The organism is Pseudomonas sp. FBCC-B1565 (assembly GCF_059133265.1).
Map to the genome: position 1 here is coordinate 248,768 of NZ_CP101438.1, position 23,316 is coordinate 272,083.

Annotated in this window: 26 protein-coding genes; 15 read left to right on the plus strand and 11 right to left on the minus strand. The window is 61.4% G+C overall.

Translation table 11 applies throughout. The features are described 5' to 3' along the window. Window positions 1-2 precede the first annotated feature (2 nt). Together lysA and lptM are read right to left on the minus strand one after the other, a co-directional pair. Window positions 3-1,250 (minus strand): diaminopimelate decarboxylase, encoded by a 1,248-nt coding sequence (lysA, locus tag NL123_RS01060; RefSeq protein WP_494357070.1) that lies wholly within the window; start codon window positions 1,248-1,250, stop codon window positions 3-5. Between the two features lie 9 nt (window positions 1,251-1,259). Beyond that, entirely contained in the window at window positions 1,260-1,430 is a 171-nt protein-coding gene (gene lptM / locus NL123_RS01065; RefSeq protein WP_010207449.1) for an LPS translocon maturation chaperone LptM, read from the minus strand. 238 nt (window positions 1,431-1,668) lie between these two features. On the opposite strand from lptM, the gene cyaY reads away from it, so the two are divergent. From cyaY to rnk, 3 genes are all read left to right on the plus strand, one after another. Then, on the plus strand, window positions 1,669-2,001 hold the full coding sequence (cyaY, locus tag NL123_RS01070; RefSeq protein WP_248485311.1) for an iron donor protein CyaY: 333 nt from the start codon (window positions 1,669-1,671) through the stop codon (window positions 1,999-2,001). A 2-nt stretch (window positions 2,002-2,003) separates the two neighbouring features. Then, window positions 2,004-2,222, plus strand: a complete 219-nt coding sequence (locus NL123_RS01075; RefSeq protein ID WP_248485309.1) for a DUF1289 domain-containing protein — start codon at window positions 2,004-2,006, stop codon at window positions 2,220-2,222. Window positions 2,223-2,352: 130 nt separating this feature from the next. Then, the gene (gene rnk, locus NL123_RS01080; RefSeq protein WP_058424215.1) at window positions 2,353-2,766 is read left to right on the plus strand and encodes a nucleoside diphosphate kinase regulator; all 414 of its coding nucleotides are present in this window, start codon (window positions 2,353-2,355) and stop codon (window positions 2,764-2,766) included. Here the strand turns inward: rnk and NL123_RS01085 are convergent. From NL123_RS01085 to NL123_RS01095, 3 genes are all read right to left on the minus strand, one after another. Further along, entirely contained in the window at window positions 2,763-5,603 is a 2,841-nt protein-coding gene (locus tag NL123_RS01085; protein ID WP_494357071.1) for a class I adenylate cyclase, read from the minus strand. The two genes, rnk and NL123_RS01085, sit on opposite strands and share 4 nt — an antisense overlap. A 168-nt stretch (window positions 5,604-5,771) precedes the next feature. Further along, on the minus strand, window positions 5,772-6,026 hold the full coding sequence (locus tag NL123_RS01090; protein WP_248485305.1) for a TIGR02647 family protein: 255 nt from the start codon (window positions 6,024-6,026) through the stop codon (window positions 5,772-5,774). 96 nt (window positions 6,027-6,122) lie between these two features. Next, the gene (locus NL123_RS01095; protein ID WP_010207441.1) at window positions 6,123-6,407 is read right to left on the minus strand and encodes a hypothetical protein; all 285 of its coding nucleotides are present in this window, start codon (window positions 6,405-6,407) and stop codon (window positions 6,123-6,125) included. Window positions 6,408-6,533: 126 nt separating this feature from the next. Between NL123_RS01095 and NL123_RS01100 the strand changes: the two genes are divergently transcribed. Then, window positions 6,534-7,193, plus strand: a complete 660-nt coding sequence (locus NL123_RS01100; protein WP_494357072.1) for a glutathione S-transferase family protein — start codon at window positions 6,534-6,536, stop codon at window positions 7,191-7,193. Between the two features lie 159 nt (window positions 7,194-7,352). Here NL123_RS01100 and argH read toward each other — a convergent pair whose 3' ends face one another. Continuing rightward, a complete protein-coding gene (argH, locus tag NL123_RS01105; protein ID WP_071488042.1) occupies window positions 7,353-8,747 on the minus strand; it encodes an argininosuccinate lyase in 1,395 nt (464 codons plus the stop codon). A 506-nt stretch (window positions 8,748-9,253) separates the two neighbouring features. Here argH and NL123_RS01110 point away from each other — a divergent pair. The 7 genes from NL123_RS01110 (at window position 9,254) to NL123_RS01140 (ending at window position 15,640) form a co-directional block, all read left to right on the plus strand. Beyond that, window positions 9,254-10,000: a LytR/AlgR family response regulator transcription factor gene (locus tag NL123_RS01110; protein WP_179028619.1), complete on the plus strand. Its 747-nt coding sequence runs from the start codon at window positions 9,254-9,256 to the stop codon at window positions 9,998-10,000. Between the two features lie 138 nt (window positions 10,001-10,138). Next, on the plus strand, window positions 10,139-11,080 hold the full coding sequence (hemC, locus tag NL123_RS01115; RefSeq protein WP_248485299.1) for a hydroxymethylbilane synthase: 942 nt from the start codon (window positions 10,139-10,141) through the stop codon (window positions 11,078-11,080). Beyond that, window positions 11,077-11,835: a uroporphyrinogen-III synthase gene (locus tag NL123_RS01120; RefSeq protein ID WP_494357073.1), complete on the plus strand. Its 759-nt coding sequence runs from the start codon at window positions 11,077-11,079 to the stop codon at window positions 11,833-11,835. Before hemC ends, NL123_RS01120 begins: the two co-directional genes overlap by 4 nt. Window positions 11,836-11,853: 18 nt before the next feature. Continuing rightward, a complete protein-coding gene (locus tag NL123_RS01125) occupies window positions 11,854-12,966 on the plus strand; it encodes a uroporphyrinogen-III C-methyltransferase (protein WP_494357074.1) in 1,113 nt (370 codons plus the stop codon). A 5-nt stretch (window positions 12,967-12,971) separates the two neighbouring features. Next, window positions 12,972-14,213: a heme biosynthesis protein HemY gene (locus tag NL123_RS01130; RefSeq protein ID WP_248485294.1), complete on the plus strand. Its 1,242-nt coding sequence runs from the start codon at window positions 12,972-12,974 to the stop codon at window positions 14,211-14,213. 236 nt (window positions 14,214-14,449) lie between these two features. Further along, a complete protein-coding gene (locus NL123_RS01135; RefSeq protein WP_248485292.1) occupies window positions 14,450-14,971 on the plus strand; it encodes a disulfide bond formation protein B in 522 nt (173 codons plus the stop codon). A gap of 210 nt (window positions 14,972-15,181) precedes the next feature. Further along, complete coding sequence (locus NL123_RS01140) at window positions 15,182-15,640, plus strand: Rsd/AlgQ family anti-sigma factor (RefSeq protein WP_058424204.1); 459 nt, start codon at window positions 15,182-15,184, stop codon at window positions 15,638-15,640. 54 nt (window positions 15,641-15,694) lie between these two features. Here the strand turns inward: NL123_RS01140 and NL123_RS01145 are convergent, their stop codons facing one another. Continuing rightward, entirely contained in the window at window positions 15,695-16,372 is a 678-nt protein-coding gene (locus NL123_RS01145; RefSeq protein WP_248485291.1) for an FKBP-type peptidyl-prolyl cis-trans isomerase, read from the minus strand. 192 nt (window positions 16,373-16,564) lie between these two features. On the opposite strand from NL123_RS01145, the gene NL123_RS01150 reads away from it, so the two are divergent. Further along, window positions 16,565-17,722, plus strand: a complete 1,158-nt coding sequence (locus NL123_RS01150; RefSeq protein ID WP_494357075.1) for an AlgP family protein — start codon at window positions 16,565-16,567, stop codon at window positions 17,720-17,722. Here the strand turns inward: NL123_RS01150 and NL123_RS01155 are convergent. Next, window positions 17,719-18,186, minus strand: coding sequence for a TIGR02444 family protein (locus NL123_RS01155; RefSeq protein WP_494357076.1), 468 nt, complete (start codon window positions 18,184-18,186; stop codon window positions 17,719-17,721). The genes NL123_RS01150 and NL123_RS01155 overlap by 4 nt on opposite strands. A 50-nt stretch (window positions 18,187-18,236) precedes the next feature. On the opposite strand from NL123_RS01155, the gene NL123_RS01160 reads away from it, so the two are divergent. The 3 genes from NL123_RS01160 to NL123_RS01170 all read left to right on the plus strand — a co-directional run bounded on the left by NL123_RS01160 (window position 18,237) and on the right by NL123_RS01170 (window position 21,440). Then, entirely contained in the window at window positions 18,237-20,147 is a 1,911-nt protein-coding gene (locus NL123_RS01160; RefSeq protein ID WP_494357077.1) for an ATP-binding cassette domain-containing protein, read from the plus strand. Continuing rightward, window positions 20,147-20,719: a mechanosensitive ion channel family protein gene (locus tag NL123_RS01165; RefSeq protein ID WP_028618427.1), complete on the plus strand. Its 573-nt coding sequence runs from the start codon at window positions 20,147-20,149 to the stop codon at window positions 20,717-20,719. The genes NL123_RS01160 and NL123_RS01165 overlap by 1 nt, the downstream gene beginning before the upstream one ends. An 88-nt stretch (window positions 20,720-20,807) precedes the next feature. Next, window positions 20,808-21,440, plus strand: a complete 633-nt coding sequence (locus tag NL123_RS01170) for a LysE family transporter (RefSeq protein WP_248485286.1) — start codon at window positions 20,808-20,810, stop codon at window positions 21,438-21,440. Window positions 21,441-21,580: 140 nt separating this feature from the next. Here the strand turns inward: NL123_RS01170 and NL123_RS01175 are convergent, their stop codons facing one another. From NL123_RS01175 to NL123_RS01185, 3 genes are read right to left on the minus strand one after another with little or no spacing between them, the layout of a single operon-like run. Continuing rightward, window positions 21,581-22,321: a penicillin-binding protein activator LpoB gene (locus NL123_RS01175; RefSeq protein WP_494357078.1), complete on the minus strand. Its 741-nt coding sequence runs from the start codon at window positions 22,319-22,321 to the stop codon at window positions 21,581-21,583. A gap of 3 nt (window positions 22,322-22,324) precedes the next feature. Then, window positions 22,325-22,912 (minus strand): penicillin-binding protein activator LpoB, encoded by a 588-nt coding sequence (lpoB, locus tag NL123_RS01180; RefSeq protein ID WP_071494578.1) that lies wholly within the window; start codon window positions 22,910-22,912, stop codon window positions 22,325-22,327. Between the two features lie 32 nt (window positions 22,913-22,944). Further along, window positions 22,945-23,316, minus strand: a complete 372-nt coding sequence (locus NL123_RS01185) for a YcfL family putative periplasmic lipoprotein (protein WP_008439304.1) — start codon at window positions 23,314-23,316, stop codon at window positions 22,945-22,947.

The following is a 23,316-nucleotide window of genomic DNA, read 5'->3' on the forward strand; positions in this document are numbered from 1 at the left end:
GCTTACTCCGGCAGCAGGCTTTCGCCAGCATACAACTCGGCTACCGTCTCGCGGCGACGCACTTCAAACGCTTGATCACCGTCCACCAGCACCTCGGCGGTACGCCCGCGGGTGTTGTAGTTGGAACTCATGACAAACCCATAGGCACCAGCCGAATGCACGGCCAGCAGATCGCCTTCTTCCAGGGCCAGCTGACGATCCTTGGCCAGGAAGTCGCCGGTCTCGCAGATCGGGCCGACGATGTCGTAGGCGCGGGCTTCGCTGGCGCGAGGCGTCACGGCGGTGACATTCATCCAGGCCTGGTACAGCGCCGGGCGGATCAGGTCGTTCATCGCCGCGTCGATGATGGCGAAGTCTTTGTGCTCGGTGTGCTTGAGGTACTCGACCTGGGTCAGCAGCACGCCCGCGTTGGCGACGATATAGCGGCCCGGCTCGAACATCAGCGTCAGGTCGCGGCCTTCGATGCGCTCGCGCACGGCCTGGATATAGTCGGCAATCAGCGGCGGCTCTTCGTCGCGATAACGCACGCCTACACCACCACCGAGGTCGATGTGGTGCAGGTAGATGCCGCATTCACCGAGACGGTCGATCAGCGCAAGCAGGCGATCGAGGGCATCCAGGAACGGTGGCAGGCTGGTCAGTTGCGAGCCGATATGGCAGTCGACGCCCAGCACTTCCAGGTTCGGCAGTTGGGCGGCGCGGATGTACACGTCTTCGGCGTCGGCAATGGCGATGCCGAACTTGTTCTCTTTGAGACCGGTGGAAATGTACGGGTGGGTGCCGGCGTCGACGTCCGGGTTGACGCGCAGGGAGATCGGCGCGCGAACGCCCATCTCGGCGGCCACGACCTGCAGGCGCTCAAGTTCGTCGGTGGACTCGATGTTGAAGCAATGCACGCCGACTTCCAGGGCGCGGCGCATGTCTTCGCGGGTCTTGCCGACGCCGGAGAACACGATCTTGTCCGCCTTGCCGCCAGCCGCCAGTACACGTTCCAGCTCGCCACGGGAGACGATGTCAAAACCAGCGCCGAGGCGCGCCAGGACATTCAGTACACCCAGGTTGGAGTTGGCCTTGACCGCGTAGCACACCAGGTGCGGCACGCCGTCGAGCGCATCGGTGAACGAGCGGTACTGGGCTTCGATATGCGCACGGGAGTACACATAGGTCGGGGTGCCAAAGCGCTGGGCAATCGCGGACAACGCCACGCCTTCCGCGAACAGCTCGCCGTCCCGGTAGTTAAAAGCGTCCATGGAGTACCCTTATTCGTAGGTGTCGTGCTTATGCGCTTTGGATGGTTTTTGCGACGATTGCGCCTGTTCATTCGGGTCTTTGCTGTCATCAGGCAGGTACAGCGGGCCTTTTTGACCACAGGCACTAACGAGGCAAGCGACCGCGACGAGCGCAGCAAGGGAAGAGATCAGGCGCTTCATGGCGAAATCCTTGAATATGCATTAATTGCGCCCGAGTATACCGACCACCCGCCAGCTTGCCTATGCGCTGGAATACCCGTCCGGCGGGGGTTTGCCGACATGGTTACGAAGTGGACTACGCTGGCCGTGGATATTTCGTACCGCCAATCGCGATGGAATCGGTATCCTTTGCAATCGGCGGGGCTCGCCCGTATCGTGCGGCGCTTGAGCAAAACCAGACACTTTTGAGGTTGCCACAATGAGTTTGACCGAAGCCCGTTTTCACGACCTGGTGGATTCGACCCAGCAGGCGCTGGAAGATATTTTCGATGACAGCGGCCTGGACGTGGACCTGGAAAACTCGGCTGGCGTGCTGACCGTCAAGTTCGAGAGCGGTCAGCAACTGATCTTCAGCCGCCAGGAGCCTTTGCGTCAGCTGTGGCTTGCAGCACGTTCCGGTGGCGTTCACTTCGACTATGACGAAGAAAGCGGCAAATGGCAGTGCGACAAAAGTGAGGAGCTGTTGGGTGAAATGCTCGCGCGCCTGGTCGAGGAATATACCGGCGAAGCGCTGGACTTCGACGAGATTTGATCGTGACCCAGTCTGCAACCGTACGTCCGCCCAAGCCACTGTTCAGTAATGTCAGCCCGGCGGTGCCGTCACCTTGTATCAGTTTGTGTCGCCTGGATGAGCAGAAAGTCTGCCTCGGCTGCTTCCGCCATGTGGAAGACATCCGTGAATGGCGCTCTGCCGACGATGCACGGCGCCGGATCATCTGCGCCGAGGCCGAGCAGCGCCGGGCCCACGCCTGAGGCTGTCTTGTTTATTTGTGACGCTGTGGTAGTGTCCGGATACGCCTCAACTCATCGAGGCCCGTGAGAACCCCGCCTTTCCTGGCGGGGTTTTGCTTTTTTGTGCAGAAAAAAGGAGTCTGCCTGAATCATGACCACCGCACCGTCCATCATCCTCACCCGTCTTGACGTGCAGCGTCTGGAGCAACTGATCGACCGCCTGGGCGACGAATCTCCCGGCGTCGAAGCGTTGCAAGCCGAACTCGACCGCGCCGAAGAAGTGGTTGGCCACGATGAAGTGCCTGCGGGTGTCGTGACCATGAACTCCAGCGTGCATTGCCGTGAGCAAGGCAGCGGCAAGGATTACCACTTGACCCTGGTCTACCCGAAAGACGCCAATGCCGATGAAGGCAAGATTTCGATCCTGGCGCCGGTGGGCAGCGCCTTGCTGGGTCTGCAGGTTGGCCAGCACATCGACTGGCCGGCCCCGGGTGGCAAGACGCTCAAGCTGGAATTGCTCAGTGTTGAAGGCCAGCCTAAAGACGGCGGTGCCTTCCCCCTTTAAATCTGGCCCAGCGCCTCGTTGAGCGACAGTTCCAGCTCGGCCTTGTACCGCAGGTACAGGTTGCTTGGGCTTTGCACATCACCGAGCAGGCCGGACAGGTCGAGGTCGGTGATGTAGCAGCGGTAACGTTCGGGCTCCCGGCGTTGCCCGACGATTTCCTGGGCGACCACCGCAAACAACTGGTCGCCAAATTCCAGCTCGGAAAACTCCCGCTGATTGCAGTACAGGGTGATCCCCACCTGGCCCAGCGCTGCCTTGCCGATAATCGCATGCACGTCATAGAACGGTTTGTTCACCGGGTTCAACGGCGCAGGACGAGGCTCGATGCCGCGCGCGCGACCGCTGCCCGACGGCAACAGTTGGTAATACAAGGTTTGCACTGCGCCCAGTGGCTCATGCGGGTCCAGCGGTGACAGCGCGTCGCGGCGATAAATGATCGACTGCAAGAAACGCTGCAACGGCGCCAGCAGGCTCTGTTCGTCATGGAACGGCAAGCGCTGTTGCCACAGCGCGTTGAACTCATCCAGCACATACAGCTCGGCGAAGCCCTCGTTGACCCGGTAAAACACCTGCACACAATCGGCCAGGCCCATCGGCAGCAGCAGCGCCAGGTCATGGTCTTCCAGAGCCATGGCGTCCAGGTGCAGCGGGCTGTAGCTGGCCAGTTCTTCGCTGAGGTAGGCGATCAGCGCCTCCTGGGTCGGCAGTGACACGTGAGTGGCCTGGCCCGGTATCAACTCCATCACGTGATAGTGCTGCTGCACCTGGAGCAGGTAACGATGATTGCCCTGGCCCAGCAGCAGGTTCTGCGCGGTGTCGAAGATTTCTTCCACGCGCTGGGCAATGAACTGCGCACGGTTGTGACAGAAGCAGCGCACCCGCAGCCGTGGCAGATGGTCTGCCGGCAACTGGTTGAGGTAGTCGCGCAGGCAGTCGAGCAGGGCGTGAGGGCCGTCGTAGCGGCTGACCATCACCTCGTTCCAGCTATTGAGCGTGACTTGGTCCAGGGTCAGCACGAGGTTGTCGCGCACCCCGGCATAGCTCAGGGAGTCGGTGCGCTCGGTGGTCATCAGGATGTTCAGGTCGCGGTGGTGCTTGAGCGGGTCGACGCCGACGTTGATCAGTAGCAGCACTTCCTCGGGTACTGCCGAGCGCAGCAGGCGCTCTTCATCGACGCTGGCCAGGGGCAGGGCGATGCTCTGTTGCAGGCTGCCCAGCAGGTTGAACAGCTCGAACTCGGTCATGTCGCTGGTGCCGGGGTGCAGGGCCAGGCGGGTGCTGCTGTCGATCACGCCGTTGCGATGGCACCAGGTGAGCATCTCCAGCAGGTCGCGGCTGCGCTTGATCGGCGCGAAGTGCTCCCACTCCAGGGCTGTCAGGTTGCCGTTGTACAGGCCCCAGTGGTGCTGGCCCGGCTCCTTGCGATTGGGTGATTGCACCAGGGTCAGGGTGTCTTCGGCCAAGTCCGGGGCGATGCCGGGGTTAATGAACTCGACTTTGCCGGCCTTGCGTTCAAAGGCGGCGTACAGGCGCCGGCCCAATACGTTGAGGTCGCGTTTGTTGATCAGGCTGACGGTCTGTTCGGTGCGGGCGAACTGGGTCAGGAAGCGATAGCTGTAATTGAGCTCGTTGACTAGCGCCCGGCGCTCGGAAGCAACCTGACGCACTTTCCATTGACTGCGACTGTCCAGCAGTGTCAGTTGGCGCTGGTCCCAGCCCCATTCATGGGCCAGGCGCTCCAGCAGTAGGCGTTGCCAGCTGGTGCTGCGCTGGCCGGCGCTGAGTTTGCGGTTGACCTTCAGGTACAGCGCGCGCCGCACCAGTTCCAGGCGCTCGGGCTCGTTGCGGGCCTTGAGGTATTCCTCGATGCGGCGGTACACCACGATGTACGGGTCCAGCTCATCCAGATCCATCTGGTTGGCGAATACCGCCCGCTTGAAACGCAGGCTCAGGCAGTGCACGTTCGGGTGCTCGCTGGCGTAGACCTCGGTCAGCAGCAGCTTGAGCACCGACTTGTAGGGCGACTCGATGCCCTTGAATAGTTGCCACAGCCCGGCGCCGATGAACTCGCCCGGGGGGATGCGCGCCAGGTGACCAAGGTCCAGGGTTTCGTCGGCGCGGATAAAGCGCTTGGAAATCAGCGTGTGGGTGAACTCGGCATAACGAGTCTCTTCATATACCGGCACCAGCCACCAGATCGGCGTACGCCCGGCCAGCCAGATGGCGGTGCGGTAGAACTCGTCCAGCAGCAGGTAATGCTGGGTGGTGCCGCAATCGTCGGAACTCAGTTGGGTGTCGCGCTCACCGAGCACGAAGCGTGTCGGCTCGATCAGGAAGAAGTGCGCCTCGGCGCCCATGGTCAGGGCCCAGGCTTCCAGCAGCTGGCATTTCTTGCGCAGTTCGGCCAGTTCGTTTTCGCCGAGATCGGGGGCGTGACACACCCACACGTCCATGTCGCTCTGGTCGGCCTGGGCCAGGGTGCCAAGGCTACCCATGAGGAACAGGCCGTGGATCGGCCGTGGTGGGTTGCCGTGGCGTGGCTTGTAGGAGAACGAGCGGGTCAGGCGCTGGGCTTCGGTCAACGCCTGGGCGTCGGGCTCGAAATTCGAGAGGCCGGCCGGTGTACTGCCCGACACATAGCCAGGCAGCAGCGGGTGATTGACGTGGAAGAACAGCGGCAACAAGGTCAGCACGCTTTGCTGGCGCGGTGTCAGCCCTTCGACAGCCCGGGCCATGCGGCCTTCGTTGAGGGCCATGAAACGCGCACGCAATTGGGCCAGCACCTTGCGGTCGATGCCTTCGTCCAGGTCGGGGCGGATTTCATGGGTGCGGGTCATGTCGAGGTCGGTGGCTCGCAGGGCCCGACGTGGGCAGCCGTGTAGGAGTTTACAGCCAGTAGCGTAGGAGGTTTAGAGAGAAATGGTTTTTGACGTCAGATTTTTTGCGCGTGCACGGCAACGCCCTCGGAATCCGCACGGGGCGGACTCCATGGGCGGTGTCAGGTATCAGGCGGCTTCTTTGGTGGTGGCGGTGGTCAAGATAGTCAGCAGGGTCTGGGCTTGTTCTGCAGCGTCCCGGCCAAGGCTGGTCAGGTAGCCCCCGTCCGGTTGGTCGATAAGTCCTTTCGCGTGCAGGCGCATGGCAGCGGCGATGGCAGTGGGCGCAGCGGTCTGGTGAACTTTCAGACCTTCCTTGGTGCTGTCCAATGGGAAGAGCACAAGGATTTCCAGTTCGGCAACCAACTCAGGGGTATACGACATAAGGACTCCAGACTTTCTAAGAATTTATTAGAGGCTAGCAGGCCATAAGGTGAACGCACTTTGCCGAACTGTCCAGCGTGTTGCTGCGCCCCTGGATTATTGCTTTTCCGGAGGCAGTTCTGGCAGGGCGCGCAGTGCAGTTTCATACCATTCGGTATTGAAGGCGCGGTCTTCTTCCAGCAGCGCATCGATTTCGACAGCCAGCACGTGGGCCATCAGTTGCAGAATCTCTTCACGTTCGTAACCCACCAGGGTCAGCTTGTTGAACGTGGCTTTGGCCGCCGGTGGGTTTTCGCTTTCGATCTGGTTTTCGATCGCTTCGATCAGGGTGGTTTCGGCGAATTCTTCTTCGTCGTTGTCGATATCGGTCGGCTCGCTCATGGCAGGCTCCTCAAGGAAAGGGCGCCAGTCTACCCCCATTCAGGCGGCTGATGCTGCTGGCAAGGCCGGGCCCTCGGGGCTATAACCCTTGCAGCCAACCCCATTCCCGGCCTGGAGGCACCTGCAATGCTCAAGCTCTACGGATTTTCGGTCAGTAACTACTACAACATGGTCAAGCTGGCGCTGCTGGAGAAAGGGCTGCCTTTCGAAGAGGTGCCTTTTTTCTCCGGGCAGACCCCCGATGTCTTTGCGGTCAGCCCACGTGGCAAGGTGCCGGTCCTCGGCGTCAAGCAGGGGTTTATCAACGAAACCAGCGTGATCCTCGAATACATCGAACAGACCCAGGAAGGGCCTTCGCTGCTGCCCGCCGAGCCGTTCCAGCGAGCCCAGGTGCTGGCGCTGTGCAGGGAGATCGAGTTGTACATCGAGCTGCCGGCCCGCGCGTGTTACGCCGAAGCGTTTATGGGCATGCCGGTGCCGGAGGCGATCAAGGAGAAGTCCAGGTCCGAGTTGCTACTGGGGGTCGGTGCGCTGAGCAGGCACGGCAAGTTCGCGCCGTATGTGGCGGGGGAAAGCTTCACGATTGCGGATTTGTACTTCATGTACAGCGTGAACCTCGCCTGTGCGGTGGGCGAGAAACTGTTTGGCCTGGATTTGTTGGCTGAACTGCCGAAGGCCAAGGCGTTGCTGGAGAAGTTGCATGCGATGCCCAATGCGCAGCGAGTTGCAGCGGACAGAGAGGCGGCAATGCCGGCGTTTATGGCGATGATTGCGGCAAAAAAATAGATTCTGAAGTTGCGCGAATTTGTGGCGAGCGGGCTGGCCCCGCGTTGGGCTGCGTAGCGGCCCCAAGTAAGAACACCGCGCTCTGTCAGGCATTGCGCGGTGTCAGTTTTTGGGGCTGCTTCGCAGCCCAACGCGGGGCCAGCCTGCTCGCCACAAGGATCAGCGGCTGGCGAGCAGGGCCTGGCCGCGCACCACTGCGGCTTTTACCTGCGCCGGCGCAGTCCCGCCCACGTGGTTACGGGCATTCACCGAGCCTTCCAGGGTCAGCACGGCAAACACGTCCTGCTCGATCTGGTCGCTGAACTGACGCAGTTCTTCCAGGCTCATTTCCGCCAGGTCCTTGCCGGTGTCCACGCCGTACTTCACAGCGTGGCCGACGATTTCGTGGCAATCGCGGAACGGCAGGCCACGGCGCACCAGATAGTCCGCCAGGTCGGTTGCGGTAGAGAACCCGCGCAGCGCCGCTTCACGCATGATCGCGTGCTTGGGCTTGATCGCCGGGATCATGTCGGCAAACGCGCGCAGCGAGTCTCGCAGGGTGTCGGCGGCGTCGAACAGCGGCTCCTTGTCTTCCTGGTTGTCCTTGTTGTAGGCCAGGGGTTGACCTTTCATCAGGGTCAGCAGGCCCATCAAGGCGCCGAACACGCGGCCGCTCTTGCCACGCACCAGTTCGGGCACGTCGGGGTTTTTCTTTTGCGGCATGATCGAGCTGCCGGTGCAGAAGCGGTCCGGCAGGTCGATGAACTGGAATTGCGCGCTGGTCCACAGCACCAGCTCTTCGGAGAAGCGCGACAGGTGCATCATCGCAATACTGGCGGCGGCACAGAATTCGATGGCGAAGTCACGGTCCGACACGCCGTCCAGCGAGTTGCCGCCAACGGCGTCGAAGCCCAGCAATTGTGCGGTGTACTCGCGGTCGATCGGGTAAGTGGTGCCGGCCAGAGCGGCGCTGCCCAGAGGCATGCGGTTGGCACGCTTGCGGCAGTCCACCAGGCGCTCGTAGTCGCGGCTGAGCATTTCGAACCAGGCCAGCAGATGGTGGCCGAAGGTCACCGGTTGCGCGGTCTGCAGGTGAGTGAAGCCCGGCATGATGGTGTCCGATTCACGCTCGGCCTGCTCCAGCAAACCTTTCTGCAGGCGGGTGATTTCGGACAGGATCAGGTCGATCTCGTCACGCAACCACAGGCGGATATCGGTGGCCACCTGGTCATTACGGCTACGGCCGGTGTGCAGCTTTTTGCCGGTCACACCGATGCGGTCGGTGAGGCGGGCCTCGATGTTCATGTGCACGTCTTCCAGGTCGACGCGCCAGTCGAACGTGCCGGCTTCGATCTCGCCACGGATGGTGGTCAGGCCGTCGATGATGCTATCGCGCTCGGCATCGGTCAGCACGCCGACCTTGGCCAGCATCGTCGCGTGGGCGATGGAGCCCATGATGTCGTGGCGGTACAGGCGCTGGTCGAAGGTGACGGAGGCGGTGAAGCGGGCGACGAAGGCGTCGACGGGTTCACTGAAGCGGCCGCCCCAGGACTGGTTGGTCTTGTCGGTGCTCATGGATTCGCTCGTGATCTGCTTAATAAAGAGGCATGGAAGTGTTCCGGCGATAATAACAGGGTTGCTCGTGGACGCGGTGCTGCGGGTCGTCGGCATTTTTATTTGTGCAAAGGATGGCTAAGTGCCTTGCCGCCGACCGCGTCCAGGACGAGACTGAGCGAAGGGGCTTTATTGAAACGATATTTGACGATTGAGCAATGTCGTCTCAGCGAGCGTCTACAGTTGGACTGATAGTGTGTGAATGCACCAAAGTCGGGTAATGCGGTCAGAGCCCAGACTATCCATTAAAAAAGGGGGGTATTCGGATTGTGTATCAGCAAACCCTACGACGATGCCCGAAGGCAGCAGGTCTTGGGCGCTATTGAACAGGTCCGGGTAAATATGGGTGCCACTCTCAGGGCACTTTTTGCCGCTCGCGCTAGTCTTAGCGTGGATCGCTGTGACGCAAGTCACCGCACCTGTCTACGCTATCCTTGTGCGAGACTCACGCAGGAATCCAGCGCAATATGAATGTCCTGATCGTTGATGACGAACCCCAAGCCCGCGAGCGACTGAGCCGTCTGGTCAGTGAGCTCGAGGGTTACGCAGTATTAGAACCGAGCGCCACCACGGGCGAAGAGGCGTTGACGCTGATCGACAGCCTCAAGCCGGATGTGGTGTTGCTCGATATCCGTATGCCGGGCCTCGATGGCTTGCAAGTTGCGGCTCGATTGAGCGAACGAGAGTCGCCACCTGCCGTGGTGTTTTGCGCAGCCGGTGAAGAGTTTTCCGCGGAAACGCTGGAAGCCAGCGGTGTCAGCTTCCTCACCAAACCGGTGGTGGGTGACGCCTTGCTCAAGGCCCTCAAAAAGGCTGAGCGCCCAACGCGCGTCCAGCTTGCCGCCCTGACTCAGCCTGCCGCCCAAAGTGGTAACGGGCCACGCAGTCATATCAGCGCCCGTACCCGCAAAGGCATCGAACTTATCCCGCTGGGTGAAGTGGTCTATTTTATTGCCGATCACAAGTACGTGACGCTGCGTCACCAGGGCGGCGAAGTGTTGCTCGATGAACCGCTCAAGGCGCTTGAGGATGAATTCGGCGACCGCTTCGTGCGTATCCACCGCAACGCGCTGGTGGCCCGTGAGCGCATCGAACGGTTGCAGCGCACGCCCCTGGGGCATTTCCAGCTATTCCTCAAAGGCCTTAACGGCGACGCGTTGATCGTCAGCCGACGGCATGTGGCCGGTGTGCGCAAGATGATGCAGCAGCTTTAGCCCACGGGCTGTAGCGAGGCCTGCATTCCATATCCCGGTGCGACGTGGCCAGGGAGGCCCCGCACTTGCTGATTCAAATCAAAGCGTATTTGCCTGAGCTGTTATTATCTGCCGTATCTATTCAGTACGGATTGATCCATGTCCTCTCGCGAAATCCGCATCGCCACCCGTAAAAGCGCCCTGGCCTTGTGGCAGGCCGAATACGTCAAAGCACGCCTGGAGCAGGCCCACCCTGGCCTGAAGGTGTCCCTGGTGCCCATGGTCAGTCGCGGCGACAAGCTGCTCGACTCGCCACTGTCGAAGATCGGCGGCAAGGGCCTGTTCGTCAAGGAACTGGAAACCGCGCTGCTGGAAAATGAAGCCGACATCGCCGTGCATTCGATGAAAGACGTACCCATGGACTTTCCCGAAGGCCTGGGCCTGTTTTGCATCTGTGAGCGTGAAGACCCGCGTGACGCCTTCGTTTCCAACACGTATGCATCGTTGGATGAGTTGCCCCTGGGCAGCATCGTCGGTACGTCGAGCCTGCGCCGCCAGGCACAGCTGCTGACTCGCCGCCCGGACCTGCAGATTCGCTTCCTGCGCGGCAACGTCAACACCCGCCTGGCGAAGCTGGACGCCGGTGAATATGACGCGATCATTCTCGCCGCCGCCGGCTTGATCCGCCTGGGCTTTGAAGACCGTATCACCTCAGCCATTAGCGTCGAGGATAGCCTTCCCGCTGGTGGACAAGGCGCCGTGGGTATCGAATGCCGCACCGCCGACAGCGAAATCCATACCCTGCTCAAACCCCTCGATCACCACGATACCGAAGTGCGCGTCACGGCCGAGCGCGCCCTGAACAAGCACCTTAATGGTGGTTGCCAGGTGCCGATCGCTTGCTACGCCGTGCTCGAAGGTGAAAACCTGTGGTTGCGTGGCCTGGTGGGTGATCCGGAAGGCGGCACCCTGCTGGCCGCCGAGGTCCGTGGCCCGCAACGGGATGCCACGGCCCTCGGTATCCAGGTGGCTGAAGCGCTGCTGGAGAAGGGCGCCGGTGCCATTCTGCAAAAAGTCTACGGCGAGGCCGGCCCGCAGTGACCGAATGGCGTGTGCTGCTGACGCGGCCTGCCGAGGAATCGATGGCCCTGGCGGCCACGTTGTCCGATGCGGGGGTTTTCAGCAGCAGCTTGCCGTTGCTGGATATTGAACCGCTGCCTGTCACTCCTGAACAGCAGGCTGTCTTCCATGACCTGAGCCGCTACTGCGCGGTGATCGTAGTAAGCAAGCCGGCGGCGCGACTTGCGGTCGCGCAGCTGGATCGCGCATGGCCGCAGTTGCCATGGTTCAGTGTCGGCGCCGCCACCGCGCAGGTATTGGCTGATCACGGCCTCAACGTTCACTATCCCCCCACTGGCGACGACAGCGAGGCCTTGCTTCAATTGCCTGCGTTGCGCGAGGCTATCGCACGCCCTGATGCCCAGGTCTTGATCCTGCGAGGCGAGGGGGGGCGTGAGCTGCTGGCGGAGCGTTTGCGTGAGCAAGGTGCTAGTGTCGACTACCTGGAGTTGTATCGCCGTTTCCTGCCGGCCTACGACGCCGGGGTACTGATGCAACGCATCCAGTTGGAACGCTTGAACGGCCTGGTGGTCAGCAGTGGGCAGGGTTTTTTACACCTGCAAGCCCTGGCCGGAGCCGATTGGCCCCAAGTGGCACAGCTACCGTTGTTCGTGCCGAGCCCGCGAGTCCAGGAGATGGCGCGGGCCGCCGGTGCAGAAAAAGTTGTGGATTGTCGTGGTGCGAGTGCCGCGGCTTTGTTAGTGGCGATACGGAGCTATACCGTTCCCACTCTCTGAAACGCAAAGGACGGATACGTGAGCGAAACAGCCTTGCCTAAAGATGAAGCCCAGCCCGCGCTTGATGCGCCGGTTGAGTCACCGGTCACCGCGCCGCGCCGTGGCAATGGCCTGGCAATCATCGCCCTGCTGCTCGGCGCCGCCGGTGTTGCCGCCGGCGGTTGGGGGATCTGGCAGGTCCGCGCCCTGCAGGCCAGCAGCCAACAGAAGTTGGGCCAGGTGCAGGCCCTCGATGACCAGTCCCAGTCCCTCAAGCAAGGCCAGCAACAACTGGCGGCGCGCCTGGCGCAGTTACCGGGTGCGGATGAGCTGGAGGAGCGCCGTCGCCTGGTGGCCCAGTTGCAGGGCGACCAGCAACGCCTGAGCCAGCGCCTGGAAACCGTGCTGGGCGCCAGCCGTAAGGACTGGCGCCTGGCCGAGGCCGAACACTTGATTCGCCTGGCGAGCCTGCGCCTTTCTGCCCTTCAAGATATCAACAGCGCCCAGGCATTGGTGCAGGGTGCCGACGAGATTCTTCGCGAACAAAGCGACCCTGGCTCCTACGCTGCCCGCGAACAATTGGCCAAGAGCCTTGCCGCGCTGCGCAGCACCGAGCAGCCGGACCGCACCGGGCTGTACCTGCAACTGGCGGCCTTGCGCGACCAGGTCGTGCAGTTGGCGGCCATCGCCCCTGAATATCAGTTGACCGAGCCGGCTTCCCAAGGACGCCCGACCTCGGACACCGAAAGCCGCTGGAGCCAATGGTGGGAGCAGATTTCCCGCTACTTCCGCATCGACTTCAACCCGGACGACAACATTCGTCCGCTGCTGGCCGGCCAAGGCTTGAACCAGGTGCGCCTGGCCCTGAGCCTGGCCCTGGAGCAAGCACAATGGGCTGCGCTCAATGGTGAGTCGGCGGTCTACAGCCGCTCCTTGGGCGAAGCGCGCAGCGTCTTGCAGGACAACTTCAACCAGGACAACCCGCAGAGCAAGGCGATGCTGGCACGTATCGCCGAGCTTGAGCCCAAGGCGGTGTCGGTAGTGACGCCGGACCTGGCTGCGAGCCTGGCGGCTGTGCAGGCGTACCTTGAGCGGCGTCATCTGTCTGCCGACGAAGCCAAGGCGGCGGCGACGCCGGCGAAGCAGGAGTAGAGCCGATGAAACGTTTCTATGTGATCCTGGTGCTGGCGATTGCCATCGCGCTGGCGCTGGCGGTGGGCATTTCGAAACACACTGGCTACGTGCTGGTCACCTATCCGCACGTGCTGCATTACGAGTCGAGCCTGTGGGCGACCGTGGTGGCGGTGTTTGCCATGGGTTTGACGATCTATCTGATCCGCGTGCTGCTGAGCCTGGTCACCACTTCCGGTGGCGTGGTCAACCCGTGGTCACGGCGCAACCGCAGCCGCCGCGTGCAGATCGCCATCGAACAAGGCCAGATGGACCTCGCCGAAGGCCGCTGGGCCAGCGCCGAGCGTCACCTGCACCGCGCTGCCGAAGCCGAGCGTCAGCCGCTGCTGTACTACCTCGGCGCAGCCCGTGCTGCCAATGAACAGGGGCGCTACGAAGAGTCTGATGGTTTGCTGGAGCGTGCCCTGGAGCGTCAGCCCCAGGCCGAGCTGGCGGTTGCCTTGAGCCATGCCCAGCTGCAACTGGACCGTGGTGATACAGAGGGTGCGCTGACCACCTTGCAAGCGATGCACGAGCGCCATCCCCATAATGCGCAGGTGCTGCGCCAATTGCAGCGCTTGCATCAGCAGCGGGGCGACTGGTCATCGGTGATCCGCCTGTTGCCGGAATTGCGCAAGGATAAAGTCTTGCCCGCCAGTGAACTGGCCGAGCTTGAGCGTCGTGCGTGGGGCGAGAACCTCAGCCTTGCAGCCCAACGCGAAGAACAGGGCGAGGCCGGCTTGCAGTCCCTTGAACGGGCTTGGCAACAACTCACCTCCGCACAGCGTCAGGAGCCGCAATTGGTCCTGGCTTACGCCGAGCAATTGCGCCAACTGGGTGCCGACGCCAAGGCTGAGGAAGCATTGCGTGGCGCGATCAAGCGTGGTTACGACAGCCACCTGATCCGGCTGTACGGTCTGTTGCGTGGCAGCGATCCGGCTCGGCAGCTGAAGTTTGCCGAAGGTTGGCTGAAGGATCATCCTGGCGATGCCAGCCTGCTGCTGACGTTGGGCCGTCTGTGCCTGCAAAACAGTTTGTGGGGCAAGGCGCGGGATTATCTGGAAAGCAGCCTGCAGGTGCAGCGCAACCCTGAGGCCTGCGCCGAGCTGGCGCGCTTGTTGGCCCAACTGGGTGACACCGAGCGCAGTAACCAATTGTTCCAGGAAGGGCTGGGGTTGCTGGATAACCGTTTGCTGGCTTCACCGCTGCCCGTCCCGGCGCGGGTTTGAGGTAGGAAGACAGGCGAGGGTTGGCTCGGATAGTTCTGGCAGCCAATCCCTCAGGACCTCAGAAAGCGGCTATCAGCGCGATTGTGGGCAAAGTCCGACACTCTGTTGTCCAAAGTCTTCCATCTTCTGGCGGGATCTCCTTACTCTCTCGCGGAATCGTCTGCTCCAGCATGTATTGAAAGCGGTCAGGCCTTTCCTCTACCGTAGCGACCTATCTTTCGCGATGCGGATAAAGCATGTCTTTGGCCCCTTCACGCTCCTTGTATGTCCTTGCGTTCCTGGCGGGTGCGCTGACATTGGGCGCCTCGTTTTACCTCGAGTTCGGGGTCTCGTTGCGTCCTTGCTTTCTGTGCCAGATGCAACGGGGTTTCCTGGCCGGTTTCACATTGGTCAATCTGGTCGCCGCCCTCCATCACCCCAAGCGCTTGGTTATCTACCTGTATGGGCTGGCGAGCATGGGCTTCGCACTGCTGGGTGCCATTACCGCCATACGCCAAGTACTGCTGCAAAACGCCGCACCGGGACAGTCGGCTGATTGCTGGCCCAGCCTGCATTACATGATCGAAAACCTGTCGTTTTGGCAGGCTCTGCAATTGACTGTCAAAGGCACCGTCGACTGCGTTGAGATCAACTGGACGCTGTTTGACTTGAGCCTGCCGGAGTGGAGCCTGCTGTTCTTCATTGGGATGTTGATACTGGGCGTCATGCAATTTTCACAGCTGTTTTTGAGCCAACGTTTGCGTCTGGCGAGGCGCTGATATCGGGTCGCAGTTTGTAGGGCGGGATTAAACACTTGTATGAACTTTCTCTCCTGCGTACCTTGAAGCCATAGTCATGCGGGCATAATCTGGCCCGCACGTGTTGTTGAAACCGTTTGTCAGATGCGGCCTTGTCCGGCTGCTGCTTTATCCTTGAAGTGTTGCGCGGGCACCAGGCGGCAGCGCCCCTATTAGGGAAGAGAGATCATCATGCTGGAAAGTTGTCAGAATGCTCAGGAACGCTGGGGTGGGGTGCACAAGCTGATCGACAGCTGGTTGAAGGCACGTCACGAACTGGTTCGGGCCTTTGATGCTCTTGGCGCCAAGCCTGAAGCACTGGCCGAGAACCGTGAACCGTTGCAGGACTTTTGTGGTGTGTTGGTTGACTACGTGTCAGCCGGCCATTTCGGTGTCTACGAGCAACTGACCAAGGAGGCGGAGGCCTTCGACGATCAGCGTGGCCTGGACTTGGCGGAGACCATCTACCCGCGTATCGATGTCATCACCGAGAAGCTGCTGGAGTTCACCGACCTGTGTGATGCCGGTAACTGCGTGGCGGATAAATTCAAAGAATTGGGCGCGTTGCTTCACGAGCGATTCGAACTCGAAGACTGCTTGATCGAAGTGCTGCACAACGCCCACAAGGAAGAGTCTGCTACTCAAGCTTGATCCACGACGGCGGTACAAAAAAACGGTGCGCATGGCGCACCGTTTTTTATTGCCTCAGTGTCGGGTACCGAGCAATTCGATCTCGAACACCAGGGGTGTATAGGGCGGAATCAATTCGCCGGCACCGTCGGCGCCATAGGCCTGGGCTGATGGAATCACCAGGCGCCATTTGGCGCCCACCGGCATCTGTTGCAACGCGCTGCTCCAACCGCTGATCACACTGTCCAGGCGAAACCATTGAGGTTGCGCGCTCTGGTCGAACACTGTCCCATCGGGTAGCCGTCCCACGTACTTCACTTGAACCTGGTCGCTGGCCCTCGGCTTGTCGCCAGTGCCTGGGGTGAGTTCGGTGAGCAGGACGCCATCCGCCAATTCGCGCACACCTTTTGCGGCTTTTTCTTTGCTCAGGAATTGTTGTTCGGCCGCGAGCGCTTTTTCGCTTTGAGGTGCCTGCGCATCAGCTTCGTTTTGTGCTTCGTGCTGGGCCAGAATCTGTTCGATGCGTGCGTTGTCCAGCGCCAGGGGTTTGCCTTGATAGGCTTGCTTGAGGCCGTCGATCAGCGCCTGGATCTGCAGGTCGGGAACCTCCTGGCGCAAGCGTTCACCGAGGCTGGCGCCCAGGCTGTAGGCGAGGTCGTGCTGGTTCTGCCCAGGGTTTTTTACCGGCGATTGTTCGCTCGCATTGGCCACCGAAATTGCCAGGCCGAGCACAAGAAAAAGGTAACGCGACATGGGCATCCTCCCGCCGAAAGTGCAACGGATTATGCCAGTGTGGTGACGTCAAAAGTGCCGCGTATTTTCGTTATATCGATAAGAATTTTCTCACGGTGCAACGCAAGGCAAACGATACTGTCAACATGCCCTAGCGGCGGTAAGAGCAGAGGGCTAGTATGAGCCGCACCCACGTCAGCCAGGAGGTAAACCATGTCGGCCAAACAGAAGCCTGTTAATACCCCGTTGCATTTACTCCAACAACTCTCGGGCAGCTTGCTCGAACATCTGGAAAGCGCCTGTTCCCAAGCGTTGGCCGATGCAGAAAAACTGCTCGCCAAGCTGGAAAAACAACGCGGTAAAGCGCAAGAAAAGCTGCACAAATCCCGCACCAAACTGCAAGACGCCGCTACTGCCGGCAAGGCCAAGGCACAAGCCAAAGCCAAAGACGCTGTCAAAGAACTTGAGGATCTGCTGGACGCCCTCAAGGATCGCCAAGCTGAAACCCGCGCCTACATTTCCCAACTGAAAAAAGATGCTCAGGAAAGCCTGAAACTGGCCCAGGGCGTTGGTCGTGTGAAGGAAGCCGTGGCTAAGGTGTTGGGCGCTCGCACCCCAGCCAAAGCTGTTGCAGCGAGCGCGGCGAAGAAGCCGGCGAGCAAAGCTGTTGCTGCCAAGGCACCCGCTAAAGCCGTAGCAAAACCTGCTGCTGCAAAGCCAGCCGCCAAGCCAGCTGCTAAAACCGCTGCTGCAAAACCAGCCGCCAAGCCAGCTGCTAAAACCGCTGCTGCAAAACCAGCCGCCAAGCCAGCTGCTAAAACCGCTGCTGCAAAACCAGCCGCCAAGCCAGCTGCTAAAACCGCTGCTGCAAAACCAGCTGCCAAGCCAGTTGCTAAAACCGCTGCTGCGAAACCAGCCGCCAAGCCAGCGGCTAAACCTGCTGCTGCGAAACCAGCCGCCAAGCCAGCTGCTAAAACCGCTGCTGCAAAGCCAGCCGCCAAGCCAGCTGCTAAAACCGCTGCTGCAAAGCCAGCCGCCAAGCCAGTTGCTAAAACTGTTGCTGCGAAACCAGCCGCCAAGCCAGCGGCTAAACCTGCTGCTGCGAAACCAGCCGCCAAGCCAGCGGCTAAACCTGCTGCTGCGAAACCAGCCGCCAAGCCAGCGGCTAAACCTGTTGCTGCAAAACCAGCCGCCAAGCCAGCGGCTAAACCTGCTGCTGCGAAACCAGCCGCTAAGCCAGCCGCCAAACCGGCTGCTGCCAAGCCAGCAACTCCTGCTGCCGCCCCGGCTGCATCCACCGCTCCAACTGCTCCGGCCAGCAGCACGCCTGCCCCGGTAGCGCCAAGCGCCACTCCAACCAGCGCTTCCTAAGTGCTGGTGGCCACGACGCGCAGCTGATGCAGCGCGTCGTGGTCAAGGTTGGCGGCATCCTCAGCCGCCAGTCCTTCCAGCCACCCTAGCCGGTCCCCCGCATCGCCAGTCGGCCACGTTTGTGCCAACGCTTCCAGGCGTGCCAGCAACTGCCGTTCGGCGTCCAGCTCCAGGGCCTTGACCCGTTCGCGTAACCCCGCCATATCCTCATCCTGCTGCGCCATGGCGCGCCATTGCATGCGCACCTGTCGTAACGGTGCAATCACCTGTGCCTGCCAGGGTCTGGCGATTTGTTTGAGTGCCTGCATACGTTCAGCGGTCGCTGTCACCGCGCGCTGCTCCAGCCACGCACCACACAGCAGCAGGCACACGTCCGCACCTTGCTCCTGCAAGCGCAGGCAAGCGGCCTCGCACCCTGAGCGGGCGTAAGTCGAAAGGGCAAAGCTCCACAGGTCAGCGCACATATTCACACCCAAGCCAGCGGCCAACGAAGCTGGTAGACTCCGCCGCCATTATGATCCGACTTCAAAGCCTAACATTACAGCGTGGCCCGCAACGTCTTCTCGAAGACGCCGAGCTGACCCTGCACGCCGGTCACAAAGCCGGCCTGATCGGTGCCAACGGCGCCGGCAAATCCACGTTGTTCGCCCTGTTGCTGGGTGAGCTGACCCCGGACTCCGGGGACTGCTTGCTGCCGGCCGACTGGCGCATCGCCCATATGCGCCAGGAGATCGACACCCTGGACCGCATCGCGATCGACTACGTGCTCGACGGCGACCTGCGCCTGCGTCAGGTGCAACACGACCTGGCCGAGGCCGAGAAAGCCCAGGACGGCGCCGCACAGGCGCGCCTGCACTCGGAACTCGACAGCGCCGACGGCTACACGGCTGACGCCCGCGCGCGCAAAATGCTCGCCGGCCTGGGCTTTACCAACGAACAGATGGACCGCCCGGTCGCCGACTTCTCCGGCGGCTGGCGCATGCGCCTGAACCTGGCTCAAGCGTTGATGTGCCCGTCTGACCTGTTGCTGCTCGACGAACCGACCAACCACTTGGACCTCGATGCGATCCTGTGGCTGGAAGACTTCCTCAAGAACTATCAGGGTACTTTGCTGCTGATTTCCCACGACCGGGATTTCCTCGACGCCGTGGTCGATAACATCGCCCACGTCGAACAGAAGAAAATCACCCTCTACCGTGGCGGCTACACCGCGTTCGAACGCGCCCGCGCCGAACGCCTGGCCCAGCAACAACAGGCCTACGAGAAGCAGCAGGCGCAACGTGCGCACATGGAAAGCTACATCGCCCGATTCAAGGCCCAGGCCACCAAGGCCCGCCAGGCCCAGAGCCGGATCAAGGCCCTTGAGCGCATGGAAGAGCTGTCGGCGGCCCACGTCGACTCACCGTTCGATTTCGTGTTCCGTGAGTCGGTGAAGATCTCCAGCCCGTTGCTGGATCTTTCCGATGCGCGCCTGGGCTATGGCGACAAGACCATCCTGGAAAAAGTGAAGCTGCAGCTAACGCCGGGTGCACGTATCGGCTTGCTCGGCCCCAACGGCGCGGGCAAGTCGACGCTGATCAAGAACCTGTCGGGCGAGCTGTCGCCACTGGCTGGGCGCCTGACCCGTGGCGAGAACACGGTGGTGGGTTACTTCGCCCAGCATCAGCTGGACTCGCTGGACTCCAAGGCCAGCCCGTTGCTGCACCTGCAGCGCCTGGCGCCGACCGAGCGCGAACAGACCCTGCGCGACTTCCTCGGTGGTTTCGACTTCCGTGGCGCGCGTATCGACGAGCCGGTGCTGAACTTCTCCGGCGGCGAAAAAGCCCGCCTGGCCCTGGCGTTGATCGCCTGGGACCGTCCGAACCTGCTGCTGCTCGACGAACCGACCAACCACCTCGACCTGGAAATGCGTCTGGCGTTGACCATGGCCTTGCAGGAATTCAGTGGTGCGGTATTGGTGGTATCTCACGATCGCCATTTGCTCAAGAGCACCACGGATAACTTCCTGCTGGTGGCTGACGGTAAAGTCGAAGAGTTCGACGGCGACCTGGATGACTACGCGCGCTGGCTGACGGATTACCGCCTGCGCAACGCGCCGGTCAGCAACACCCCGGTCAACCCGGACAAGACCGACAAGAAAGCCCAGCGCCAGGCTGCCGCCGCATTGCGTCAGCAGTTGGCGCCGCACAAGCGTGAAGCCGACAAGCTGGAAGCCGAGCTGGGCAAGGTGCACGAGCGCCTGGCCAAGATCGAAGCCAGCCTGGGCGACAGCGCCGTCTACGAGGCGGCCCGCAAGGATGAATTGCGCGACCTGCTGGCTGAGCAGGCCAAGCTCAAGGTACGCGAAGGGCAATTGGAGGAAACCTGGATGGAAGCCCTCGAACTGCTGGAAACCCTGCAAGCGCAGCTGGAGGCGCTGTCCTGATGGAAGCGTTGCAACTGCCGATCCCGACGCAGTGGGTCGAACCCGTATGGGTCGGCGTGCAAATCCTGCTGATCCTGCTGGCCGGCTACCTCGCCCAGCGCTTTGTCGCCAAAGGCCTGACTCGCCTGGGCGAGCGCTACCCGTTCCCACCGCAACTGCTGATGCCGCTGCGTGGCGGCTTGCGCTGGTTGATCATGGGCAGTGCGCTGATCTTTGTGCTGGGGCGCCTGGGCGTGTCCGCCACGGTGTTGTGGACGGCGCTGTCGGGGTTTGTTGCGGTCGCCGCGGTGGCGTTCTTCGCCATGTGGTCGGTGTTGTCCAACCTGCTCTGCGCCATTCTGATCTTCACCGTCGGGCCGTTCCGCCTGGGTGATATCGTCGAACTGGTGGACACCGTCGACAAACCGGGCGTGAAGGGCCGGGTCGTGGCGATCAACCTGCTCTACACCACGCTGGTCGAAGTGGCCGAGGCCGGTACCGACAGCGCGATGGTGCAGGTGCCTAACAGCCTGTTCTTCCAGCGCTCGGTGCGCCGTTGGCCGGGTACCCATGTCTTTCCGGGCGACCGCTAGCATTCACATCCTGTAAAAATCTATAGCCATCCTTTGGTCGGCGGAGTTAGCTTAAGGCACAACAGCAAACTCCCTCCTGAGGTGTGTAATGGCACTCGATACGTGGCTGGCCTTTTTCCTGGCCAGTTGGATCATCTCCCTTTCCCCTGGCGCTGGCGCCATCGCCTCGATGTCCAGCGGCCTGCAATACGGTTTCCTGCGCGGTTACTGGAATGCCATCGGCCTGCAACTGGGCCTGGCAATGCAGATTGCCGTGGTCGCGTGCGGCCTGGGTGCCATTCTGGCGACGTCGTCCACGGCGTTCTATGCGATCAAATGGTTTGGCGTGGCGTACCTGGTGTACCTGGCCATCAAGCAATGGCGTGCCTTGCCCATGGACATGGCCGATGACGCGAGCGTGCGCCCGATCGGCAAGCCGATGGCGATGATGTTCCGTGGCTTCCTGGTCAACGCCAGCAACCCCAAGGCCCTGGTGTTCATGCTGGCGGTGCTGCCGCAGTTCGTGAACCCGCAGGCGCCGCTGCTGATCCAGTACCTGATCCTGGGTGCGACGATGATCTGTGTCGATATGGTGGTGATGGCGGGGTATACGGGGCTGGCGTCGAAGGTGTTGCGTCTGTTGCGTACGCCTAAGCAGCAGAAGCGGATGAATCGTACGTTTGCGGGGTTGTTCGTTGGGGCTGCGGGCTTCCTGGCCAGCTTGCATCGTGCCACGGCATAACTGACACAACCGGATTAAAAAATGTGGGAGGGGGCTTGCCCCCGATGGCGGTGTGTCAGTCAGCTAACTTGTAGTTGACCCACCGCTATCGGGGGCAAGCCCCCTCCCACAATAGTTTTGCGGTGTTTGTGAATAGGGCGTCAGCGCAAAATTTTCGGCGCTTCATCCCTTGGCAGGTTATTGCGCAACGCAGGCTTGCCCGGGTCTTGATACCCACCACCCAGTTGCTCTGCCAACTGCCGCGCTACATCTTCACCCAGCGCTTTCGACACTTCCTTCACCACCCGCGGCCGGTTCAGGCTGACGCGTACATCGCGGCTGTTCACCAACTTGGTGTCCTGACCTTCACCCATGGCGGTGAACGCCGAGGTGATCTCGTAGGTGCGTGTATTGATCAGGCTGAAATCCGCCACCAGCGTCAGGCCCAGCACCGCCGAGTAGCTGTTGGTGTGGTCCAGGGCGTTGATGTCCTGGGTGAAGTCGATATCCGACAGCGTGCCAAACAGCACATAGTCCGCACCCTTGAAGTGGCCGGCCTTGATGCGCTTGATCACGTCGTAGACGTCACCCTTGGCATCGGCGGTGTAGGGCGTGCCCTGTACCAGCTGGAACTGGTGGGACTTGAGGATCTCGCCCTTGATATCCCCGCTGAATTTACGCAGCTCGGTCTGTTCGATGTAGCTGGTGCGGCTTTCGTACTCGCTGTAGTTCGACGCACCGCTGGCGTGGTAGGCGCTGGCCTGGAAGTTGTTGCTCGCCGACACCTGGTGAATGTATTCCTCGACCCGCGCCTCGTAGGCCAGGTCAGTCACCGCGATCTTCGGGGCGGCCGAGGCGCCGAAGGCGCACAGCAGGCCGATCATGCCGATCCATGCACGCATTGCTTAGCGCTCCGTGGTCTTGCGGATTTCTTTTTCGTCCATCCATTCGGCCAGGCCGCTCTCGACGTCGATCAGTTGCAGGCTGAATTTGTAGAACACGTCCTTGTAGTCCGAGCTGCGCTTGACGATGGAGCTGATGGAGCCTTCCAGGCGGTACTTGGCGGCGACCATGTTGCCGGTCTTGCTGACGGTGGACTTCTTGTACAGGCCGCTCTGGTTCTGCAGCTTGAGCTGGTCGACCTGGCTCTGCATGTCGGTGTTGTCGCTGGCGAAGCGTGCGGTGCCGGTCTTCATCAGCTGGGTCTTGATCGACGTGGTGATCTCGCGGGTATCGATGTACTCGCTGGTCTTGTTCTTCACGTCATACACCTGCACCACCGGGCGGCCTTGCAGGATGCCGGACTGGGCCAGGGAGCGGGTCATGCTTTCGGCGATCATCTGCAGGTCGGTGGAGCCGAACTCGTTGGTCACCAGTTCCACGGCCTTGGTATCGCCGTAGCTGATGTTCTTACCGCCCAGTACCGGCGAAGTGTTGGAGCAACCGCTGGCCAGGATGGCGACGACGGCAAGGATCGAGAAGCGTGCAAACATGGGGAAATCTCTCAGCAGCAAAGAAGGACGGCTCAAGGGGTTTTCACTTCAAGACGGAAGTCCGCCGCCTGCGGCAAATTGGCAATCGCCGGCAGGAAGGTCGCCTGGTTGGCGTACAGGTTCAGCACTTTCCAGGTTTCTTCATCGCCCACCGGGAAGCCATCGGCACCCAGCCAGGCAAAGCGGTAGTACATCATCTGGTTGCTGCTGGTGATGTTGCTCAACTGCACCTTGGCGGTCAGGAAGCCGTTCTCGCGGGCCACACGGATGGCGCCGACGGCGATGCCCTTGAACTTGCCCATCACCACGATTTTGCTCGCGGCGCTGCCGGGTTCCGGCGGTGGCGGGGTGGCGCAGCCGGCCAGCAGGACTAGCGCCAGGGCGCCGAGGATGAAATGACGCAT

Excerpts from the sequence above, each read along its gene's own strand:
- lysA (WP_494357070.1), bottom strand. The coding sequence starts at position 1,250 with ATGGACGCTTTTAACTACCGGGACGGCGAGCTGTTCGCGGAAGGCGTG.
- lptM (WP_010207449.1), bottom strand. The coding sequence starts at position 1,430 with ATGAAGCGCCTGATCTCTTCCCTTGCTGCGCTCGTCGCGGTCGCTTGC.
- cyaY (WP_248485311.1), top strand. The coding sequence starts at position 1,669 with ATGAGTTTGACCGAAGCCCGTTTTCACGACCTGGTGGATTCGACCCAG.
- rnk (WP_058424215.1), top strand. The coding sequence starts at position 2,353 with ATGACCACCGCACCGTCCATCATCCTCACCCGTCTTGACGTGCAGCGT.
- NL123_RS01085 (WP_494357071.1), bottom strand. The coding sequence starts at position 5,603 with ATGACCCGCACCCATGAAATCCGCCCCGACCTGGACGAAGGCATCGAC.
- NL123_RS01090 (WP_248485305.1), bottom strand. The coding sequence starts at position 6,026 with ATGTCGTATACCCCTGAGTTGGTTGCCGAACTGGAAATCCTTGTGCTC.
- NL123_RS01095 (WP_010207441.1), bottom strand. The coding sequence starts at position 6,407 with ATGAGCGAGCCGACCGATATCGACAACGACGAAGAAGAATTCGCCGAA.
- NL123_RS01100 (WP_494357072.1), top strand. The coding sequence starts at position 6,534 with ATGCTCAAGCTCTACGGATTTTCGGTCAGTAACTACTACAACATGGTC.
- argH (WP_071488042.1), bottom strand. The coding sequence starts at position 8,747 with ATGAGCACCGACAAGACCAACCAGTCCTGGGGCGGCCGCTTCAGTGAA.
- NL123_RS01110 (WP_179028619.1), top strand. The coding sequence starts at position 9,254 with ATGAATGTCCTGATCGTTGATGACGAACCCCAAGCCCGCGAGCGACTG.
- hemC (WP_248485299.1), top strand. The coding sequence starts at position 10,139 with ATGTCCTCTCGCGAAATCCGCATCGCCACCCGTAAAAGCGCCCTGGCC.
- NL123_RS01130 (WP_248485294.1), top strand. The coding sequence starts at position 12,972 with ATGAAACGTTTCTATGTGATCCTGGTGCTGGCGATTGCCATCGCGCTG.
- NL123_RS01135 (WP_248485292.1), top strand. The coding sequence starts at position 14,450 with ATGTCTTTGGCCCCTTCACGCTCCTTGTATGTCCTTGCGTTCCTGGCG.
- NL123_RS01140 (WP_058424204.1), top strand. The coding sequence starts at position 15,182 with ATGCTGGAAAGTTGTCAGAATGCTCAGGAACGCTGGGGTGGGGTGCAC.
- NL123_RS01145 (WP_248485291.1), bottom strand. The coding sequence starts at position 16,372 with ATGTCGCGTTACCTTTTTCTTGTGCTCGGCCTGGCAATTTCGGTGGCC.
- NL123_RS01150 (WP_494357075.1), top strand. The coding sequence starts at position 16,565 with ATGTCGGCCAAACAGAAGCCTGTTAATACCCCGTTGCATTTACTCCAA.
- NL123_RS01155 (WP_494357076.1), bottom strand. The coding sequence starts at position 18,186 with ATGTGCGCTGACCTGTGGAGCTTTGCCCTTTCGACTTACGCCCGCTCA.
- NL123_RS01160 (WP_494357077.1), top strand. The coding sequence starts at position 18,237 with ATGATCCGACTTCAAAGCCTAACATTACAGCGTGGCCCGCAACGTCTT.
- NL123_RS01165 (WP_028618427.1), top strand. The coding sequence starts at position 20,147 with ATGGAAGCGTTGCAACTGCCGATCCCGACGCAGTGGGTCGAACCCGTA.
- NL123_RS01170 (WP_248485286.1), top strand. The coding sequence starts at position 20,808 with ATGGCACTCGATACGTGGCTGGCCTTTTTCCTGGCCAGTTGGATCATC.
- NL123_RS01175 (WP_494357078.1), bottom strand. The coding sequence starts at position 22,321 with ATGCGTGCATGGATCGGCATGATCGGCCTGCTGTGCGCCTTCGGCGCC.
- lpoB (WP_071494578.1), bottom strand. The coding sequence starts at position 22,912 with ATGTTTGCACGCTTCTCGATCCTTGCCGTCGTCGCCATCCTGGCCAGC.
- NL123_RS01185 (WP_008439304.1), bottom strand. The coding sequence starts at position 23,316 with ATGCGTCATTTCATCCTCGGCGCCCTGGCGCTAGTCCTGCTGGCCGGC.